This window comes from Microvirga lenta (assembly GCF_020532555.1).
In the GTDB taxonomy this organism is placed as follows: domain Bacteria; phylum Pseudomonadota; class Alphaproteobacteria; order Rhizobiales; family Beijerinckiaceae; genus Microvirga; species Microvirga lenta.
Genome location: NZ_JAJBBR010000004.1, coordinates 529,842 through 549,091, shown reverse-complemented (window position 1 = coordinate 549,091; position 19,250 = coordinate 529,842). Strand labels below are relative to the sequence as shown.

At 57.8% G+C, this 19,250-nt stretch carries 19 protein-coding genes; 11 read left to right on the top strand and 8 right to left on the bottom strand.

Going from position 1 to position 19,250, the window contains the following annotated elements; translation table 11 throughout:
• The first annotated feature begins 17 nt into the window (after positions 1–17).
• From LGR44_RS08270 to argE, 5 genes are read left to right on the top strand one after another with little or no spacing between them, the layout of a single operon-like run.
• On the top strand, positions 18–995 hold the full coding sequence (locus tag LGR44_RS08270; protein ID WP_226739198.1) for an ABC transporter permease: 978 nt from the start codon (positions 18–20) through the stop codon (positions 993–995).
• Positions 992–1,897: an ABC transporter permease gene (locus LGR44_RS08265; protein WP_226739196.1), complete on the top strand. Its 906-nt coding sequence runs from the start codon at positions 992–994 to the stop codon at positions 1,895–1,897. Before LGR44_RS08270 ends, LGR44_RS08265 begins: the two co-directional genes overlap by 4 nt.
• A 13-nt stretch (positions 1,898–1,910) precedes the next feature.
• Positions 1,911–2,882, top strand: coding sequence for an ABC transporter ATP-binding protein (locus LGR44_RS08260; RefSeq protein WP_226739194.1), 972 nt, complete (start codon positions 1,911–1,913; stop codon positions 2,880–2,882).
• Entirely contained in the window at positions 2,879–3,925 is a 1,047-nt protein-coding gene (locus LGR44_RS08255; RefSeq protein ID WP_226739192.1) for an ABC transporter ATP-binding protein, read from the top strand. Before LGR44_RS08260 ends, LGR44_RS08255 begins: the two co-directional genes overlap by 4 nt.
• 25 nt (positions 3,926–3,950) lie before the next feature.
• Positions 3,951–5,120 carry an acetylornithine deacetylase gene (gene argE / locus LGR44_RS08250; protein ID WP_226739190.1) on the top strand — a complete coding sequence of 390 codons (1,170 nt, stop codon included), beginning with the start codon at positions 3,951–3,953 and terminating at the stop codon, positions 5,118–5,120.
• A 6-nt stretch (positions 5,121–5,126) separates the two neighbouring features.
• Here argE and LGR44_RS08245 read toward each other — a convergent pair whose 3' ends face one another.
• Complete coding sequence (locus tag LGR44_RS08245; protein WP_226739282.1) at positions 5,127–5,723, bottom strand: L,D-transpeptidase; 597 nt, start codon at positions 5,721–5,723, stop codon at positions 5,127–5,129.
• A gap of 303 nt (positions 5,724–6,026) precedes the next feature.
• On the opposite strand from LGR44_RS08245, the gene LGR44_RS08240 reads away from it, so the two are divergent.
• Positions 6,027–6,743, top strand: coding sequence for a LysM peptidoglycan-binding domain-containing protein (locus tag LGR44_RS08240; RefSeq protein WP_226739187.1), 717 nt, complete (start codon positions 6,027–6,029; stop codon positions 6,741–6,743).
• Between the two features lie 131 nt (positions 6,744–6,874).
• Positions 6,875–8,365 (top strand): phospholipase D-like domain-containing protein, encoded by a 1,491-nt coding sequence (locus LGR44_RS08235; protein WP_226739185.1) that lies wholly within the window; start codon positions 6,875–6,877, stop codon positions 8,363–8,365.
• 19 nt (positions 8,366–8,384) lie between these two features.
• On the opposite strand, the gene LGR44_RS08230 is transcribed toward LGR44_RS08235, so the two are convergent.
• From LGR44_RS08230 to LGR44_RS08210, 5 genes are all read right to left on the bottom strand, one after another.
• Positions 8,385–9,335 (bottom strand): putative bifunctional lysylphosphatidylglycerol flippase/synthetase, encoded by a 951-nt coding sequence (locus LGR44_RS08230; protein ID WP_226739183.1) that lies wholly within the window; start codon positions 9,333–9,335, stop codon positions 8,385–8,387.
• Positions 9,336–9,471: 136 nt separating this feature from the next.
• Positions 9,472–10,266: an endonuclease/exonuclease/phosphatase family protein gene (locus LGR44_RS08225; protein ID WP_226739180.1), complete on the bottom strand. Its 795-nt coding sequence runs from the start codon at positions 10,264–10,266 to the stop codon at positions 9,472–9,474.
• A gap of 64 nt (positions 10,267–10,330) precedes the next feature.
• Positions 10,331–11,452, bottom strand: coding sequence for a PQQ-dependent sugar dehydrogenase (locus LGR44_RS08220; protein ID WP_404809907.1), 1,122 nt, complete (start codon positions 11,450–11,452; stop codon positions 10,331–10,333).
• Between the two features lie 153 nt (positions 11,453–11,605).
• The gene (locus LGR44_RS08215; RefSeq protein ID WP_226739176.1) at positions 11,606–12,199 is read right to left on the bottom strand and encodes a DedA family protein; all 594 of its coding nucleotides are present in this window, start codon (positions 12,197–12,199) and stop codon (positions 11,606–11,608) included.
• Between the two features lie 166 nt (positions 12,200–12,365).
• Positions 12,366–13,367 carry an NADPH:quinone reductase gene (locus tag LGR44_RS08210; protein ID WP_319004827.1) on the bottom strand — a complete coding sequence of 334 codons (1,002 nt, stop codon included), beginning with the start codon at positions 13,365–13,367 and terminating at the stop codon, positions 12,366–12,368.
• A gap of 308 nt (positions 13,368–13,675) precedes the next feature.
• Between LGR44_RS08210 and serA the strand changes: the two genes are divergently transcribed.
• Positions 13,676–14,923 carry a phosphoglycerate dehydrogenase gene (gene serA / locus LGR44_RS08205; protein WP_226739174.1) on the top strand — a complete coding sequence of 416 codons (1,248 nt, stop codon included), beginning with the start codon at positions 13,676–13,678 and terminating at the stop codon, positions 14,921–14,923.
• Positions 14,924–15,348: 425 nt separating this feature from the next.
• Here the strand turns inward: serA and LGR44_RS08200 are convergent, their stop codons facing one another.
• On the bottom strand, positions 15,349–15,588 hold the full coding sequence (locus LGR44_RS08200) for an efflux RND transporter permease subunit (protein ID WP_264196383.1): 240 nt from the start codon (positions 15,586–15,588) through the stop codon (positions 15,349–15,351).
• A 942-nt stretch (positions 15,589–16,530) separates the two neighbouring features.
• Between LGR44_RS08200 and LGR44_RS08195 the strand changes: the two genes are divergently transcribed.
• Both LGR44_RS08195 and LGR44_RS08190 read left to right on the top strand, forming a co-directional pair.
• Positions 16,531–16,815, top strand: coding sequence for a hypothetical protein (locus LGR44_RS08195; protein WP_226739172.1), 285 nt, complete (start codon positions 16,531–16,533; stop codon positions 16,813–16,815).
• 144 nt (positions 16,816–16,959) lie between these two features.
• A complete protein-coding gene (locus LGR44_RS08190) occupies positions 16,960–17,715 on the top strand; it encodes a hypothetical protein (RefSeq protein ID WP_226739170.1) in 756 nt (251 codons plus the stop codon).
• Positions 17,716–17,771: 56 nt separating this feature from the next.
• Here the strand turns inward: LGR44_RS08190 and LGR44_RS08185 are convergent, their stop codons facing one another.
• Positions 17,772–18,377: a hypothetical protein gene (locus LGR44_RS08185; RefSeq protein ID WP_226739168.1), complete on the bottom strand. Its 606-nt coding sequence runs from the start codon at positions 18,375–18,377 to the stop codon at positions 17,772–17,774.
• Between the two features lie 325 nt (positions 18,378–18,702).
• On the opposite strand from LGR44_RS08185, the gene LGR44_RS08180 reads away from it, so the two are divergent.
• Positions 18,703–19,152, top strand: coding sequence for an RNA polymerase subunit sigma-70 (locus LGR44_RS08180; protein ID WP_226739166.1), 450 nt, complete (start codon positions 18,703–18,705; stop codon positions 19,150–19,152).
• The last annotated feature ends 98 nt before the right edge of the window (positions 19,153–19,250 follow it).

Below are 19,250 nucleotides of genomic sequence, written 5' to 3'. Positions count from 1 at the left end.
TCCATGTGGAATTCGAGATGCTGGTTTTCCTGATCCGGCGCATCGCCCAGAGTGCGATCGTGGTCGCAATCATGTCCGTCCTGGTCTTCACCGGCATTTTCGCGATCGGCAACCCCATTGATGTGCTGATCAGCCCGGAAGCCGACGAGCTCGAGCGGGCGGCTGCCATCGCTCGTCTGGGCCTTGACCGCCCCCTGCACGAGCAGTTCTTCGCCTTCGCTGGCAATGCGCTCTCCGGGGATCTCGGCATATCTTTCGTTCACGGCGTCCCTGCGGTCGAACTCGTTCTTGAGCGTTTTCCTGCCACGCTTGAGCTGGCACTGCTCGCGATGATCATCGCCGTGCTGATTGGGATCCCGCTCGGAATCTGGGCCGGACTTCGCCCTGACTCGCCTGCAGGGCGCATCATCATGGCGGGATCGATCCTCGGCTTCAGCCTTCCAACCTTCTGGGTCGGCATGCTCTTGATCATGGCATTCGCCGTCTCGCTTGGCTGGCTGCCGGCCAGTGGGCGCGGAGAAACCGTGGATGTGTTCGGTATACCCTTTAGCTTTCTGACGGCCGACGGTCTCAAGCACATGCTTCTGCCAGCGTTGAACCTGGCATTGTTCAAGGTATCTCTCGTGATCCGTCTGGCGCGTGCCGGCACTCGCGAGGTGGCCCTGCAGGATTACGTCCGCTTCGCGCGAGCCAAGGGCCTATCGCCCGCTCGGATCGTCGGGGTCCACATTCTGAAGAACATCATGATCCCGGTCGTCACCGTGCTCGGGCTCGAATTTGGCTCCGTGATCGCCTTCTCCGTTGTCACCGAGTCGGTGTTCGCCTGGCCTGGAATGGGTAAGCTCCTGATCGACAGCATTCTTCTGCTCGATAGGCCAGTCGTGGTCGCCTATCTTCTGGTGACTGTACTCCTCTTCATTGTCATCAATCTTGTGGTGGACGTGCTCTATTCTCTGCTCGACCCTCGTATTCGCCTGGGAGGTGCCAAGGCATGACCGCCGCAGCCCCCGCTTCCGCTCCTAAAGTACAGACTCCTCTGAAGCGCTTCGTTGTCGAATTCTTTGACAGCCGAGTAGCCGTGTTGGGTTTAGGGCTGCTGGTGCTGGTCGTCTCTTCGGCCCTGCTCGCGCCTTGGATTGCCCCGCAGGATCCCTATGACCTAAGCAAGCTCGATATCATGAGCGGTATGCTACCTCCCGGCAGCGCCGACATGGACGGCAACGTGTTCTGGCTGGGCTCCGACGAGCAGGGCCGCGACCTGCTGAGTGCAATCATTTATGGCTTACGCACCAGCCTTCTGGTCGGCTTTTCCTCCACCGCTATGGCGCTCGCCATCGGATTGATCGTAGGCATGATTGCGGCCTACGTCGGCGGCAGTACCGATGCGACGATCATGAGGCTGGTCGACATTCAGCTATCCTTTCCGGCCATCCTGATCGCGCTGATCCTTCTTGCCGTACTCGGCAAGGGTGTCGACAAGGTGATCATTGCGCTGACTGCCGTGCAATGGGCTTATTACGCACGCACCGTGCGCAGTGCCGCTCTAGTCGAGCGCCGCAAGGAATATGTCGAGGCAGCCCAATGCTTAGCATTGCCGAAGCAGCGTGTCGTCTTGCACCATCTGCTGCCGAATTGCCTGCCGCCGCTCATCGTTGTGGCAACGGTGCAGGTCGCCCATGCGATCACACTGGAGGCAACGCTCTCCTTCCTGGGCGTCGGCGTACCGGTGACTCAGCCTTCGCTCGGAATGCTCATCGCATCGGGCTTCGATTACATGCTGAGCGGCGAGTTCTGGGTCAGCGTGTTCCCGGGTCTCGCTCTGCTGATCACCGTTGTCAGCATCAATCTGGTCGGCGACCAGATGCGCGACGTCCTCAACCCACGACTGCAGCATTGAGGAGATCACATTGATGCGACAGGACCCAGTGCTCGAGGTTGAGGATCTACACACGCATTTCTTCACCCGCGGTGGTGTTGCCAGGGCCGTCGACGGCGTGAGCTTCTCGCTCCACCGTGGAGAAATTCTGGGACTGGTAGGAGAATCCGGCTCCGGGAAATCGGTGACCGGTATGTCGATCCTAGGCCTCATCGATCCACCCGGCCGCATCGTCAGCGGCGCTGTGCTCTATCGGGGGGAGAATTTGGTGGCCGCGGGCGAAAAACGCCTGCGCCAGTTGCGCGGCAACCGCATCGCGATGATTTTCCAGGATCCGATGATGACGCTGAACCCGGTGCTCAGCGTCGAGACCCAGATGGTCGAGACCGTGCTCGCCCACGATAGGGTCTCGCGCGAGCAGGCGCGGGAGCGGGCGCGCGAGGCACTGGCCCGAGTGGGAATCCCTTCACCCGACGAGCGGCTCGCGGCTTATCCCCACCAGTTTTCGGGCGGCATGCGCCAACGCGTTGCCATCGCCATCGCACTGCTCCACCAGCCCGATGTCATCATCGCCGACGAGCCGACCACGGCGCTGGATGTAACGATCCAGGCGCAGATCCTGTTCGAGGTACAGAAGCTCTGCCGGGAGACTGGCACCGCCCTGGTGTGGATCACACACGATCTGGCGGTCGTGTCCGGTCTAGCCGACCGAGTCGCCGTGATGTATGCCGGTCGCATCGTTGAGACCGGCACGACCGTCGAAGTTATTGACCACGCCCGCCACCCCTATACCCATGGCCTGCTCGGCTCGGTTCCAAGCCGCAACAAGCGTGGTGAGCCGCTGGCGCAGATCCCCGGCATGACCCCATCTCTGCTCAGACTGCCCGAGGGCTGTGCCTTTCAACCGCGCTGCCCACGCGCCACCGCAGCCTGCCTGGCCTTGCCGCCTCTGTCAGGCGGGGATCACGGCTGGCGCTGCTTTCACCCGCAGGAGGCCGCCGCATGACTGTGACCACCTCTCCGCTCATGGTCGCGCCCTCTCCGATGCTTGGTAGTGAGCCCATGCTTGAACTTTCTCACCTCACCAAGCGGTTCTCAACCAAGCTTGATTTCGCCGAGCGTCTGGCAAAGCGGCTCGGTGCGAAGGTGCAAGAGTACGATGTTCATGCGGTCGACGACGTCAGCCTGGCCATCGCTCCCGGCGAGGTCGTCGGGTTGGTTGGAGAATCCGGCTGCGGCAAGACCACCCTCGGCCGCATGGTCGCGGGTATCACGTCGCCGAGCTCCGGTGAATTGCTCTACAGGGGCAGACCCATAGCGACACTGCCGCCGGATGAGGCAAAGCAGGCGAAGCTCAAGATCCAAATGGTATTTCAGGATCCGATGGCCTCGCTCAATCCACGCCTGCGGGTCAGTGAGATCATTGGCGAGGCGCCACGTGTGCACGGCCTCGTCTCCCGCAGTGAACAGGTGGATTATGTCGCGGCGATCATGCGCAAAGTCGGATTGGACCCGACCTTTGCTGCCCGCTTTCCACACCAGTTCTCGGGCGGCCAGCGCCAGCGCATCGGCATCGCTCGCGCCTTAGCGGTACAGCCGGAATTTCTCGTCTGCGACGAGTCCGTGGCCGCACTTGACGTCTCGATTCAAGCGCAGATCATCAACCTGTTCATGGAGTTGCGTCGAGACCTTGGGCTGACATACCTTTTCATCAGCCACGATCTCGGCGTGGTGGAGCACATCGCCGACCGAACGGTCATCATGTATCTCGGCCGCGTCATCGAAATTGCCCCGACCGAGGAGCTGTTTGCTCGGCCGAACCATCCCTATAGCCGGGCCCTTCTTGAGGAGGCGCCTCGGGTCGATACGCGCAAGCGGACCTTCGCACCAATCAAAGGCGAAATCCCATCGCCCCTTCATCCGCCCACAGGCTGCGCCTTCCATCCGCGGTGTCCGAATGTAATGCCGCGTTGCAAGGTGGAGCGTCCGGCGCTGCGCAAAGTCGCATCTGGCCGCCTGTCGGCCTGCCATCTAAATGACATTCAGTGAGCCGCATTTGAATCTTGGAGAAACGATGTCCACTGACGACCTCGTCAGCCTCGACCTGATTCGCAAGCTGATCAGCTTCGACACGACAAGCCGTAATTCCAACTTGGAGCTGATCGACTATATCCGCGACTATCTGGCTGATCTCGGAATCGAAAGCACGCTGGTCTTGGATGGAACAGGACGAAAGGCAAGCCTTTACGCCACGATCGGGCCGCAGGATCGAGGCGGCATCCTCCTGTCCGGTCATACCGATACGGTTCCGGTAGACGGTCAGGATTGGCAGAGCGACCCTTTCACCCTCACCCGCCGCGGTGATCGCCTCTTCGGCCGGGGCACGGCCGACATGAAGAGTTTTCTGTCGATCGCCCTCGCGTTCGCCCCAGCATTCGCCAAAGCCGATCTGAAGACGCCGATCCACTATGCCTTTTCCTACGATGAGGAAGTCGGCTGCGTCGGGGTCCGCCCCTTGATCGCTCATTTGAACACGCTACCCGTGCGCCCGCGCATGGCAATCATCGGTGAACCTACCGAGATGCAGATCATCTGCGCCCATAAGGGGAAGCTGGCGATGCGCTGCCGGGTGCAAGGAAAATCCTGCCATTCCTCTCTCGCACCACAGGGCGTGAACGCGGTCGAATACGCGGCGGAATTGATTACTTACTTGCGCAGCATGGCCCGGCGCATCGCGGAAGCGGGACCGTTCGATGAAGGATTCGACGTTCCTCACACCACCGTACATACGGGCGTGATCCACGGCGGCACGGCGCTGAACATCGTGCCGTCGGAATGCGAATTCGATTTTGAGTTCCGCCACCTCCCGCTGCAGGATCCGAACACCCTGTTGGGTGAAGTGCAGCGTTTCGCTCACGAGGTTCTGGAACCACAGATGAGGGCGGTCGCACCGGAGGCAGGCTTTTCCTGGCGAGAACTGTCTGCGACACCAGCTCTCGATGTGGCGCCAGAGGACGAGGTCGTTACGCTTGCGAAGGCACTTGCTGGGCAGAATGGCCAGTCCAAAGTTGCCTTCGCCACCGAGGCGAGCTTGTTTCAGAAGTCCGGCGGCATCCCATCCGTTGTCTGCGGACCAGGCAACATTGCCCAAGCGCACAAGCCGAATGAATTCATCGAGTTGAGCGAGGTCGCCAAAGGAGAGGACTTCATGCGCCGTCTGCTCCAGGTCGTGACTGCGGACTGAGGTCCTTCAGCGCCAACTGAAAATGGACCCTGTATTCAGGGGCTGCCTGTAGCCCGCATTAGGCATATAGGCTCTTTCCTGGACACGACCGTGGTTGCTGGAGTAACGCGTAGCAGGAGTGCGGGTGGAACGCGCAGCCCTCGGGGGCGTCACGGACTTGACGGTTCGTGCATGTGACTTTCTCCGAGCCATTCTACTGGGCTCTTTACCTCGGACGACGATCTTCGTGTTCCTCATTCCCTCCTTCCGGACAAGAGCAAAAAGCTTGGCCGCGTTGGAGGGCGACAGGCGAATGCAGCCATGCGAGGCTGGAGAGCCAAGCCTTCGGATCGCGTGGCTCCCATGAATGGCGTGCCCCCGATGGGTAAAGAAGATCGAGTGCGGCATGGGCGCTCCGTCCCATTCTTTGGACGCATGGTCTTTTACGAGCCGCGAGGGAGTAAAAGAGCCGGTGGGTGTGGCGTAGCCCTTCCGCCCGGTGGAGACAGGCCAGGAATAGCGCCTTTTGCCATCGATCAAGACGGACATGCGCTGAGCAGATTTGTCCACTTTAATGAGGACATCCGCTCTGACAGGACTTGTTCCAGCGGCGAATATCCCCATGGCGAGCAGAGCAAATAGACATAAGAAGCGCATGAATAAGGAACCTCTTTAGACGGAGAATTGGTTCAGCCATTCCTGATACGCTTCTTGTGAGGTGAGGTTCCTTGAATTTACTCCCGTTCACAAAACTGTGCAGGGGGCGCAGAGGTGAGCCGCCCGACCGAATGAACGCCGTGCGACTGAACCCCACCCGCAACGAATCCGAGCTTAACTGGTTATATCTGCAAGGATTTTGGCTCCTGCTGCGCTCATACGGCTCGTCCAGACGGTTTGCAGCAACTGCTTCGTTTCGAGGATGTGACCATGAATGTCCGTCAGTTTGCCCTTTCTTCCGCCCTGGTCGCTTTTCTGGGCACATCGCCGGGATTAGCGCAGGAGGCCCGGCCAATCTGTGGCGACACGGCTGTTGTGAAGCGCTCCGACACCCTCAGTAGCATCGCGGACCGCTGCGACACGACGGAAGCAGCAATTCTGCGTTCGAATCCCGGAATTGAAGGGTCGAACGACCTCCAAGTTGGGAGCAAAATCAATCTGCGCTCAAGCACTTCATCGTCTCAGGAGACAACGGAACGTTTGAGGTCCCTCGCCCGCGAGACCGGCAACGCCTTGACCGACATGGCTCAGGAGCTTGGGGCTTCGGTAGACGACCTTCTGAACAAGAACCCGGACCTGCAGCAGCGTCTGAGGCGACTAGGTGATCGCTTCAACATTCCTAGAGTAGACGCCGACAAGGCTCAGGTTTCGCTAACCCCTGAAAGCGGGTCCGCCGGCTCAACTGTTACAGTCTCAGCTACAGGGTTGCCTCCCGACAGGCCGGTCGCCATCGGCGGCGGCGCTCCTCGTTCGGCTTATGAGGTCCTCGACAACGCCCGCACCACTGCGGAAGGAACGTTTCAAGCGAGCGTGAAGATTCCTGAATGGGCCAGCGATTATGATCGATTTGTATTGACGATCGCAGACATGGAGGGTGACTGGAAAGTGCGTTCGGCTCCGTTCCAGATCACTGGCGGCAAGCTTTAGCGGATATGGTCCCTCTCCACAGGTCATTGGACGGAGAAGTGAATGATCTTTGTCGCACCTCAGCCAGCTTCAATCGTTGTGAGATAGCGGCTGCGTAGAACTGACTTACGTCATTGATGAGGAAAGGTCGCGTGCAGTTGTCGAACCACACTCAGGATTACTTGGATATCCACCAGCGAGTTGGCGGAGATTCAGGATTCGAGTGGAAGATCCTCAAGCCAGGACAGAACTGCTGGCGCGTTCCGGCGTGTCGGAGAGCTGCAGCGCTGATTGACGGCGCCTCCTACTTCAGCCGATTGGAGGCCATGCTCCGCGAAGCGCACAGGTCGATTCTCATCCTTGGCTGGGATTTCGACGGGAGTATCAGGTTGCGGCCGGATGCGTGCCCTGAAGATTCACCGCCGCTTGGTCCTCTTCTCCGTTCGCTTCTCGAGGATGAACCGGAGCTTGAAATCCGAATTCTAGTGTGGAGTCTCGCAACGCTCCACGCCCCGAGTGCACCAGCGCCTCTTCTTCTGGGTACTGACTGGCAGGACCATCCGCGGCTTCATCTCCGCCTGGACGCGCACCACCCGATCTATGCTGCACACCATCAGAAGATCGTCTGCATCGACGATGCTGTTGCGTTTGTAGGCGGTATGGACCTCACGATCGAACGCTGGGATACGACGGGACATGCAATAGATGACCCACACAGGGTAAGATCCGACTCTCAACCCTACTGTCCTGTGCATGACATCCAAATGGTTGTTGACGGCGAGGCGGCAAAGAGTGTTGCAGAACTGGCACGCTGGCGCTGGGCAGCCGCTACCGGCGAAATACTCGCTCCTGTACCCTCAAGGGAGGAGCTTTGGCCGGCCGATTTAGCACCCGATTTTGCCGATGTACCGGTTGCAATCGCCCGTACAATACCTGCTTGGGACGGCGAAGCGGCAGTTGAGGAGGTGGCAAACCTCACGGCCGATGCTCTCTCCGCAGCGAGAGAAACGATCTACATCGAGGCGCAGTATATGACTGCTCCCTATGTAGGGAAAATTCTTGTCAGCCACCTGTCGAGATTCGACGGCCCAGAAGTCGTGATTGTCATGACTTATGAATCGCATGGACTTGCCGAGCGGCTCGTCATGGGCAGCAACCGCGACCGGCTCATTCGCCGCCTGAAGAATGCCGATCGGCATGATCGGCTGCGGATCTATTATCCCTGCGTATCTACCCCTAGCGGGGAACACAGGCAGGTTCTGGTCCACTCTAAACTTATCATTATAGATGATTGTTTCCTGCGGATCGGGTCGTCGAACTTGAACAACCGATCAATCGGCCTCGATACTGAGTGCGACCTTGCCATAGAGGCCGGCGACTCATCGACACGACAGGGTATTGCCAAGCTCCGTGAGCAACTTCTGGCGGAGCATCTGGATGTGCATCCGGAACTGCTGGCAAGCACGATGGAGGCGGAGAAGTCTCTCATCCGAGCCATCGAAGCTCTAAACCACAAACCCCGTTGCTTGCGTCCATTCGAAGCCCTGTTCACAAAGGGACCGTCTCGTCCAGCCCTTGGCACGCATCTGCTGGACCCGGAAAAGCCTTTCGAGCCTCTTTGGTTCCTTCGCAGCAAACGCTGAAAAGCACCGGCAAAACTGATCAGCTAGAGATCCCTCCTTTATGTGGCATCGACAACTTTCTGCCGCGAAGAGCAATCTCGCTCAGTGCAAAAGAAAGACTGCCGAGCGCAAGAGGGATCAAGAAATATACCACACGAAAGACAATAAGAGAGCCGATCAGGTCAGCTTGCGGCAACAGATACATGACGACGCTTTCGATAACCCCTAAGCCGCCAGGAACATGACTGATCAGCGCCGTGGTATTCGCGATGACATAGACTGAGGCTACCCCGATATAGGCAACGTCCGCCACGGCAGCTATGGCTTGGTAGAGACAGGCTGCGACGAAGGCGAAATTGGCCGAACCAACCAGGACCTGAGCAATCGCCAAGTGCAGAGGAGGCGTCTCGAAAGATAAGTTTCGGATTTTCAACGGCCGTCGAACGAAAGCTGCAACGACCAAATAGCTTGCTACAGCAGCAAAACATGCCCAACCAAGCGCAAGCACGACGAGCAGGTTGAGCCCGGTGATTTTCTGCGCGAGTTCAGGGCGGAGCAGCAGAGCCGAACCTCCAAGCGCGGTCATTCCGAGCCCAACGGTGACACCGCAGAACAGGATGAGCTTGGCAACTTGGGTGACGGTCAGTCCCCAGCGCGAATAAAACCGGTACCGCACGGCTCCACTGCTGAGAAACGCCAAACCTATATTGTGACCTAGAGAAAGACTGGTGAATGAAGCGAGTGCCGCTTTGGGATACGAGAGCGGCCGGCCAACATACCTGAGAGCTAGATAGTCGAAACCCGTCAAGCAAAGGTAACTTGCTGCCGCACAGGCTCCGGCCAGCGCAAGCCTGAATAATGGAACAGCTCCAACAGAAGCGACGATCTGGTCGAAACTATATCGACTGAGCGTCCGGTAGAGCAGGAAACCTGCGAGTGCCATGGCCGCAGCTGTGACGAGTGGCACCCAGCGTCGGGACAGGCTGTGCATCCCTCCTCCCGAGACGCTGTGGCCTCGTTCGCCCTCCTCTCTCAAGGTTGCGCACGTTCGCTCCGTCTGCACTGATCAGCCCTACGCTTATGTCACCTTCCAAGAGCACAACGCCGAAGCCTGGCTAGATGTCCATTCAGCAGACTGTCTCGATCCCTCCTTTCGGCAAATTTCCTACCTCGCGCACCACATGCATCCGTTGTACGACACGGAATTCGATGAGAAGCGGCAGGTGATCAGACGCGACCCGCGCGAGCGGTGAACGGACGGCTTCGGCTCTGAGAACCTCGATTGCTCGACTGACGAAGACATGATCGATGCGCAGCATCGGCATTCTACCAGGGAATGTCGGTTGCGGTCGGCGTACATGAGGAGCGGCTTGCGCATCCGACAAGTGCCCTGCCAATCGCTGGTAGGCACGAGATCGAGGGATTGCATTGAGGTCGCCAGCGAGAATCACCGGTTCCCGGCACGCCGGATGACCAAGCCATTGGGGGCCGAGAAGGGCATCGACCTGTGCAAGCCGCTCCGCCCTGCGCAGCCCCAGATGCGTGTTGACGATCTGTAGATCCGCCCCTCCGATGTTGACTGACGCCCAGAGCGCCCCTCGCGGTTCAATCGCGGGACGACCTGCCAAACCGGGAAGCCTCCCCGCTCGGACCAAGTACGACGGCCGGTGCGTCAGGATTGCGTTGCCGTACTCCTCGTCCATCACCTTTATCGCGGCATGGAAGTGCATCTGCATACCGAGAGCCCGCGCGATGACATGAGCCTGATCGACTCCGCCGGTCCGAGCTCGCCTCACGTCGAGTTCCTGAAGCGCAACGATATCGGGCTCATAGGCAGCAATGACATCGGCAATTCGGGATGGAGACAGTTGGCCATCCGTGCCCAGACAGCGATGCACATTGTAGGTCAGTATACGAGGCACTGGCCGGCCATCCCTCCTCGCTGCCGCCTCGGTTGAACCGGCCGCACAATGTCTCGTTCAGATCTCAACGGCTGCCCGCAGGTGTAAGACGCAGTATCTCTCCACTGCTCTCGTCGGTTACCACGTATATGGCTCCATCAGGCCCCTGCTGTACTTCCCTGATCCGCTGATTGAGGGAAATCCTCTCCTCATCGGTAACTTGACGGCCATCGAGCGTAAGCCGCACGACACCCTGTGCCGACAACCCGCCGATCAAAAGCGAACCGCGCCAGTCGGAGAAGAGATCCCCGGTATAGAACGTCATCCCCGAAGGCGAAATCACCGGCGTCCAGTGATGGATCGCTTGCGCGAACTCCGGTCGGGTGGGCGGATCCGGAATATCCGTTCCGTCATAATGCCGCCCCCAGCTCACCACGGGCCAGCCATAGTTCTTGCCAGCCTCAGGAATGTTTAGCTCATCACCGTTTCGAGGCCCCATCTCCGCGATCCAAAGGGTGTTGGAGTCGGGCTGCAGGGCAGCAGCCTGAATATTGCGGTGTCCATAGGACCAGATCTCCGGTCGGGCATTCTGGCGTCCCACAAAGGGATTGTCCTGCGGCACTGATCCATCGGGATTGATGCGAACGACAGCGCCAAGATGATTGGTGAGATCTTGGGCAGGATCGAACTTGAACCGTTCGGCGAGGGTAACGAAGAGTTTGCCGTCAGGCGCAAAGGCAAGGCGCGAACCGAAATGCTTGGAGCCGCTCACCTTTGGCTGCTGCCGGAAGATGACCTGTACATCCTCAAGCCTGTTGTCGACGAGGCGTCCTCGTGCGACGGCCGTGCCGGCTCCTCCTTCTCCCTCCTCGGAAAAGGAGAAATACAGCTGTTGGTTCTCCTGGAAATCGGGGTCCAGCGTTATATCGAGCAAGCCGCCTTGGCCCTCAGAATAGATTTGCGGCAGGCCATCCAAAGGCTCCGACAGACGGCCATCCTGAGAGACGATTCTCAGACGTCCAGGACGCTCTGTGACAAGCATACGACCGTCGGGCAGGAACTCGAGAGCCCATGGATGGTCAAGGTTTCCGGCAACCGTTTCCACCTTGATCCGCCCAGAGGGCGTGTCCACAACCTTCTCTTGAGCGAGGGCCGCTGCAGGCACAATGAGAGCAGCCAAGATCAAGGAACTGAGCGGGCGCATCACAGCCTCCTCCGGTCTTTGGAGCAGATCAGTCGGAACGACAACCCGTATACGCACCTTAGGTTCGCACGGCTGGATGAACAAAGGCGTGAAGTCGCCGATCGCCCCGATGACTGTGCCTCTGCTCGCGCCTGCAGCTCAGACTGGCTGTAGGGCTCATGGGTGAAATCGCACGACCCGATAGATGTACCAGACGACCAGAGCAGCGACGATCACGTTCGATACAGGGTTCACCCATTCGGAAACGAGCTGGTACTGGCTCTGAAGCAGATACCCTGCTCCTGCGAGAAGTGTAGTCCAGAGAGCCGTCCCAAGGGAGGACCACAGCAGAAATGTGGAGAGCGGAAGACGCTCGATACCGGCAGGAACGGAAATCAATGTCCTGATTGTCGGCAGCAGGCGTCCTGCGAACAGTGCCATTGCCTTATGCCTCTTGAAAAAGGCACGGGCTTGATCGACCTCGTCAGGGTGCAGGGTAAGCCACCGTCCGTGCCGCTTGGCGAATTTCTTGAGGCGGTCCGGGCCAATAGCGTATCCGATCCAGAACCAGACGAGACCGCCTGCAAGGGATCCTGCGGTTCCGGCCAAGATAACGCCTCCGATGTGCAGAGTTCCCTTGGCTGCCGAAAAGCCCGCCAGTGGCATGATGAGTTCGGACGGGATCGGCGGGAAGACATTCTCCAGGAACATAAGGAGAGCGACGCCGAGATAGCCGCTCGCTTCAATGAGGCGTACAATCCAGTCGAACACAGGCGGGAATCCTTCAATAACCTGTCAGGTAAGGCACTTACTGCGACTGCCGGCCCAGACCTAATGCTCGATATCTGTTCAGATTCTTGACCGTTTCAACCGTTCGGAACGTCATGGCTTCCACTGTACTGAGGTGAATACCTGCAGCCGGATATCAGGTTCGATATCAGCTCACCGTAACGACAATTTTTCCGACGGTACGCCCCGTCTCCAACGCTTCATGTGCCTCGACAATCCGGTCAAGCGTGAATCGCGCGCCGATATTGTGTTTCAACTTGCCGGCTCTAAGGGCATCATCCGTTGCCTGGATCGCCTCCCTATGCGCGGACTCGCCCATGACGTAAACCAGGACGAACCGCACGGTTGCATCAAGACCGGCAAGCGGCCAAAACGGAAGTGGGGGCACTGGGACCTCGTCCGAAGCATAGGAGGCAATGACTCCACGTGTTTTCAGCACCTTCAGTGAGGTCTCCAGGTTAGCTCCGAACGCCACGTCGACAATGCGGTCAACGCCACGCCCATCCTTGCTCCCTGTGATCTCGGAAATGCGGCCGGCGACGTTCTCCTCTCGACGATTGATAATATGGTCGGCACCGGCATTCCGAGCGACCTTAGCCTGCTCCTCGCGGCTGACGGTAGCAATCACTTGCGCCCCTCCAAGCTTGGCAAACTGAATTGCATAGTTGCCGACCGCGCCAGCGCCTCCTGTAACCAGGACGGTTCTCCCTTCGACGGAACCATCTGCGAAGACACATCGTTGAGCTGTCAGCGCCGGAACACCGAGACAGGCTCCTTCCTCGAACGATACCTCCTGGGGGAGAGGTACCGCATTCTTAGCGGGAACAGCCACATACTCCGCTGCGCACCCGAAGGGGCGCCCAAGCTGAGCTTCGTAAATCCACACACGCTCTCCGACTCGCGCCGGGTCCAGCCCTTCTCCTACCTCTTCGATCACTCCTGCGCCGTCCTGGTGCGGAATGATCAAAGGCCAGGGATTAGGCCTTGCACCGGCGCCCATGCGAGACTTCGTGTCGGACGGATTTATGCCTGTGGCGTGAACCCGGACCAGCACCTCGCCCGGCATCGCAATCGGAGCTTCCATCTCACCAACCTTGAGCACCTCACGCGCCGCTCCTCTTTGGTCATACCAGGCGGCTTTCATTTTCATATCCGATCACTTCCTGTTGAGCGCGTCTTCTGCCCGTCAACTGCCGGTTTTGAATCTGGTTTCCATCTGGGCCGCTTCGAGAGCTGGCAGCCGATTTGGCTTTTGGAAGGAATAAATGAAAGGCGGAACAATTCCGACCTCACGCACCGTTCTGTCAGGGAATGTAGGCGAAGCTCAGGATTGCCTCGCCACCCTCTGCGCGAGATCGTGGCAGAGGTGCCGAAAGCGTTAACGCGTGGTATCCAGCTACCGAAGGACGTTCCGCTATGACGTCCAGGGGTAACGCGCCAAAGTATGATGGAGCCACCATGAAGGAATTGTTCTCTCTTCGAAAAGATAAGATACGCATACTTCTGCTCGAGGGTGTGAACGAGAGTGCCGTCGATCTTATCCGGTCAGCTGGTTACACAAATCTGACGACACTCAAGACGGCTCTCGACAGTGATGCCCTCACTCAGGCTCTCGACGGCGTTCATATCCTCGGGATACGCTCCCGAACCCAGCTCACGAGAGAGGTGATCGCATCAGCGAACAGACTCGTTGCTGTGGGCTGCTTCAGTGTTGGCACCAATCAGGTCGATCTCGACGCGGCGCGAGCGGCCGCAATACCGGTTTTCAACGCCCCCTTTTCCAACACCCGCAGCGTCGCGGAGCTGGTGATCGGAGAGATCGTGATGCTTTTGCGTCGTATCTTTCCTAGATCATCGGCTGCACACGCCGGTATATGGGACAAATCGGCTACCGACAGCCATGAACTTCGAGGTAAGACGCTTGGCATCGTCGGCTATGGCAATATCGGCTCGCAGCTCTCCAACTTGGCAGAAGCCATGGGGATGCGCGTGATCTTCTATGACCAGACCGACAAGCTGCGCCACGGCAACACTGAACCTGCGGACAGCCTGCATGCACTGCTAGGCCAAAGCGACGTCGTAAGCCTGCACGTTCCGGAAACGCCAGCTACCCATGGCATGATCGGTCCCGCTGAGCTGGCAGCGATGAAGAAGGGTTCCTACCTCATCAATAACAGTCGCGGAACAGTCGTCGATCTCGATGCGCTTGCGGCTGCTTTGAGGAATGGACACCTCAGAGGAGCTGCCGTGGATGTTTTCCCTGTTGAGCCCCCATCCAACAAGGACCGCTTTCAGACTCCGCTGCAGGGTATCGAGAACGTCATCCTGACACCTCACATCGGCGGCTCCACCGAGGAGGCGCAGGAACGCATTGGTGTAGAGGTTGCAAAGAAGCTGATCGATTACTCGGATGTCGGCGCAACCACCGGAGCTGTGAACTTCCCGCAAGTTCAGCTGCCTCCGCGGCTAACGGGAACTCGGTACATCCACGTCCACAGAAATGTGCCTGGTATGTTGGGACGCCTGAACGATGCCTTCTCGCGGCGTGGCCTCAATATTACGGCTCAGTATCTGCAGACCGAAGGCGACATCGGCTACGTTGTCATCGAAGCGGAGGGACTCCCAGAACAAAGTCGTGAAACGCTTGATGAAATTCGCGCCTTGGAGGGCACTATCCGGGCACGCCTGCTCTATGCACGAGGGTAGCCACGGAACTGAATTTCTGGCGCGGGGCATGCCGAAATCCATCAAGATTTCGGCATTTGCTCATCTTCCACTTTGATTGCAGGAGCAGGAATCGAATCGGAACTACGGCCGCCTTTGTCTCTACCCGCCTTTCCCCCGCTTCCACCTGCCGCACGTCGGCTGCTGCTCAGGCTCACGTTGCCTAACCCGTCCTTGTCCTCAGCTCCATCGATCTCCTTTTTCTTTCCGGGCATAGCTGCGCTCCTTCAAATCTGCCTCTTCAAGTCAGAACGGCGATCAGCAAGTCTGGTTCGAGGACGCTCGTTAAGGACAACATAACAAATACTACTGCCGCATCTCGATAGGTCATGAAGAGGTGATCCGATCGCTATCGGCAGTGACTTCCATATCCACCGATGCTTTTGATCCTCTTGCCAGGCGCATTCTCAGCCATTCGGATGCGCGCCAAGGACCAACATCGAGGGGGTCAAAAGGAGCGTTAGCAGCGTAGCGAAAGTCAGACCACCCGCGATAGCGCTCGACAGCTCCGTCCACCACTGTGTTGATGGGGCGCCGATAGCCACACCTCTGTTGACGAGGTCGAAGTTAACGGCCAGCACCATCGGCATCAATCCAAGCACGGTCGTGACAGAGGTCAGAAGCACCGGGCGGAGGCGCTGCGGCATTGCTTCGCCTGCGGGCTTAGCCGATTGGTCGCCCGTATTTGTCCATCATAACTGACACTGGCTGTTCTGAGCTCAATCCTCGACCCCAGCAACAGGCCAACCCTGTACGCGGACGATGTGCTGCAGGTGTTTTATGCCCGGGATTCGAGCTTCAGACTCAGCTGTCGTCAGAATTGTCGGCCGCCGTGTGGCGCTCCGGGGGGCTGAGCAACAACCTCGACAAACGCTATAAGCGTGTCCATTATGCGTTGGCTAGCAGGCATCCTCGGCAGGAATTAGCGCGGGCGAGAAAAGGCAAGCACACCCTAAACGGTTCCGACTGCTACAAGCTGCAGCCGAGGGAGCGAGATGAGAACTTCATCCCGCCCGTAGTCCAGGTTCCCGCTGGTATCATTTTACCCTTGCCAGCGTGCGTATGGCAGACCTTCAAACCTACTTCTTGCCTCGGCATTGCACGCTCGGAGCGCGACACAATGGGTTTAGAGAACTGCCCTGGAAACGGCGGAGAGTTAAACTCCTATCGGTCGGCACTCAATCCGTGGGTCACCATGAGCAGTGCAGTTACTCACGTCTCCTGAAGTTGCGCCTGACCGAAAACCTGTTGGCGCTCCCATCCGCAATAGGATGGAAGAAGTCTACAACTCCTAGAAAGATGACAAAGGAAGCAAGGAAGACGCCAGCGAACAAGACCACTATCGAAAGGGCGTTCATAGCACTACCTCAATGGAGTGATTGATAGGATTATGAACCCCGTCCAACATTTTCGGCAACCTGACTCAAAGCAGTAATACTTTTGCGCAGGACGCACTCTGCGTAACTTTCGCAACTCCTATTCAAATTTGCTGTGTCACTAATATTGTGTCTAAGCTCTCTACTCCGCCCCGGTCGCGGATCCATGAATCATCAAGGTTTTGCCGTTACAAAATTTTACCGATGGTTAGAATGATGGGAGCCGCCATGTCTAAAGGAGCTAGCGGCGTAACAGTCAGTGCCCTTGCCGGTTGGGCGGTGATTACCAGCTATTTCATGCAGCCAGAAGAACTGCCGCCGATATCGAGTTTCGTCGCCTTCTGCGGCTTTCTCTTCGCAGCTGTGGCAATCATATGGGCGATTGACGAATTCGCCGAGATACTACGGGCTTGCTATAAGCATTGGGCCGCCCGGAGAATTTATTCAGACCAGAAGGGGACAAGAAAATCACCTTCTACGCCAGAGCGTCTCACCTAGAGGCTAAGCAGCCGCCGATTAGTAATATTGGAACTTCATCACTTCAGCAGTAGGCTTTAACCAAATTATAAATATCCGATATACTAATCCAGACAACAAGATATCTCTTGGTAAGCGGTCCAAATTTTATGCCGCGAGGCTCAGATGGACATTGTCAAGAATATCAAGAATGAGAACCTCGTCTACTGGAGCTGGCGCGGCCTCGTACGCGCCAAATTTTCTTCCACAGCCCGCATAGGCTCGAGCGGTCTATCTCAGGAAATCCGCGTCCATGCGGCAGATAAGAAACACCGCACACTTGTCCTGACACGTGACATCCTCATTGAGAAGGATGACGATGTTTCCTTGGTCTACGTCCGCAGAATCGAAGCAGATAAGGGGGCTCTTGTCGGCATTGTGAATCATTCGAGGAGCAGCTTTCTCGCAATGCCGCAGGGAACTGCGCCTATCAAACTGAGGTCGCCTCTGCTCGTGAAGCTGCTCAAGCGCGTCGAACGCTTCTCGCTCATCGGTGCCATGAGCCTCCTGTCAAGTGTCGCAGCAATATGGCTCCACTTCCTGGTGAATATTCGATTTTCTCTGCCCACCTGGATCTTGATCGGCTCGACCGGACTTGCGCTCCTTTGGTCCTTTACGGTGCTAGCCGACTGGTGGGAAGATAGAGCCGCGCGTTTTCTCCTCTCGGAAACAGAGGTCCTTCTGGCCGAAATTCTCTATGATGGTAGTTTCTCAGAGGATGGGTCCGGCAGCGAGATCAATAACATCTCCAGCAGTTCCAAGTTCCTGCGAGGAACGGAGATCGCCTTGGAGACTGGACCTCTTGTGGACGGATCCCGAGAAACCGAAACTCTGCTCTTAAACAGGGCCGAGGCACCGCGTGCGCATTCCTCCGCATCGTAGCGAGCAGTTCATCGATCTGCCCATCCCGGTGTGAAGAGGAGGCTGCGGGGATGCGTTCAAAGTCGCTTTGTCGACGATTGTTCAATGATTGTTTCAGACGTCACAACCACCCATCCAGTTTTCGCCTGCTCAATGGACAGGATTTGACCTGCACCAGGTAATACGGCACCGGGAACCACGGCTCGAAGCCCGTCCGGCCCTTCCACCAAAGCGACACCCTGGCTCACGCTCCAAACCACGTACCGCTTGGAAGGCATCTTTACTTCCGATACGGAGGCAGAAGCCGTTTTCGAGCCTTGCGTCTGATCCACCGACCCGTCCTCTTTGGACACGGCCCCAGTCGTGGCTGGATCATAGTTCGTGAACCGTCCCTGAGCCGCGGCAGCAAGGCTTTTATTAACGGGAATGGTGCCGACGATGGGAGGCAGAATACGCGGCACATCCGGTTGACCGGCACTGGCGTGTATGGCGTAGACCGGGAATGCGATTGCAGATACTGTAAGCCCCAAGCCGAGGAATATTGTAACCCGATCTCCCGCCGCCTCTCTGGCGCGGATGATTTCCTCAGGACGCAGGCTCGCTCGCTCACCTGCGCCAGAGCCAAGCCCCTTACGGCCGGCCATTGCCACCTGCTCGAGCACCTTCGCGAATCGAACACTCATCGACGCCAACCTGATTAGGACTATTTGTCGCGGATCCTGCATCAACAGGCTTAACGTTGGGTAAACAGCCTAAGGATTATTATCTGCACATCACAGCGCGGCTCACGTGAGCGTCTGGCAGACGCATAATAACACAATATAACGTGCACACGTAAACTCTCTCGAACTTTAAGATACCAGCACAATTTTGAGTCTGATCGGTGCCCCCTGATCGACTATTGCTAGTCATCCCTGAAACAATATTTTAGCATTGCCGTTAGCCGAACGAGTGGAAGAGTCTTCGAATACGCTTTTCGCCTAGAGCCAGCTTCCCAGGAGTTCTCCAATGACCACGCTCAAGGAATTCGAGGAAGCCTTGCGTGAGCAAGGAATGAACATGGCACTCGCCGTCCTGCAGAAGCTGCGTGAGCGGGATCGCGCCAAGCGATCCATTGCGCCAGCCCGACGGATTGCCGGTCGCAAAATGACTCCAGAACTTGCCAAGCAAATTCTGGATCTTCATGCGACGACGGATATGACTCAACAGGAAATAGCCTTCAAGCTTGGGGTCAACCAAGGCCGAGTGAATGAGGTCATCAAGCGCGGGAAGTGGCTGCAAGATGATCCTTCCGCGCCTGAGGCTGTTGCAAGGGACCGAGCCAAGGCACGCTTGACCGATAGGACGCATACACCGCGCCAAGCCAAGCGAAAGAATCCGCACCCAAGCCCTCGTGAGCAGAAGCGTGATCGGCAGGGCGGAAGCCGCCAAACCGAGCTTGCCTTGGGAGGGGACTAAAGCTCTTAGGAACCATTCAGCCCGATTACTGCAGGTTTGTCCTCGGCTGCATTCCAAGTGAAAGCGTGAGCCGAATGATTCAGTCTCCGGTCAGAACC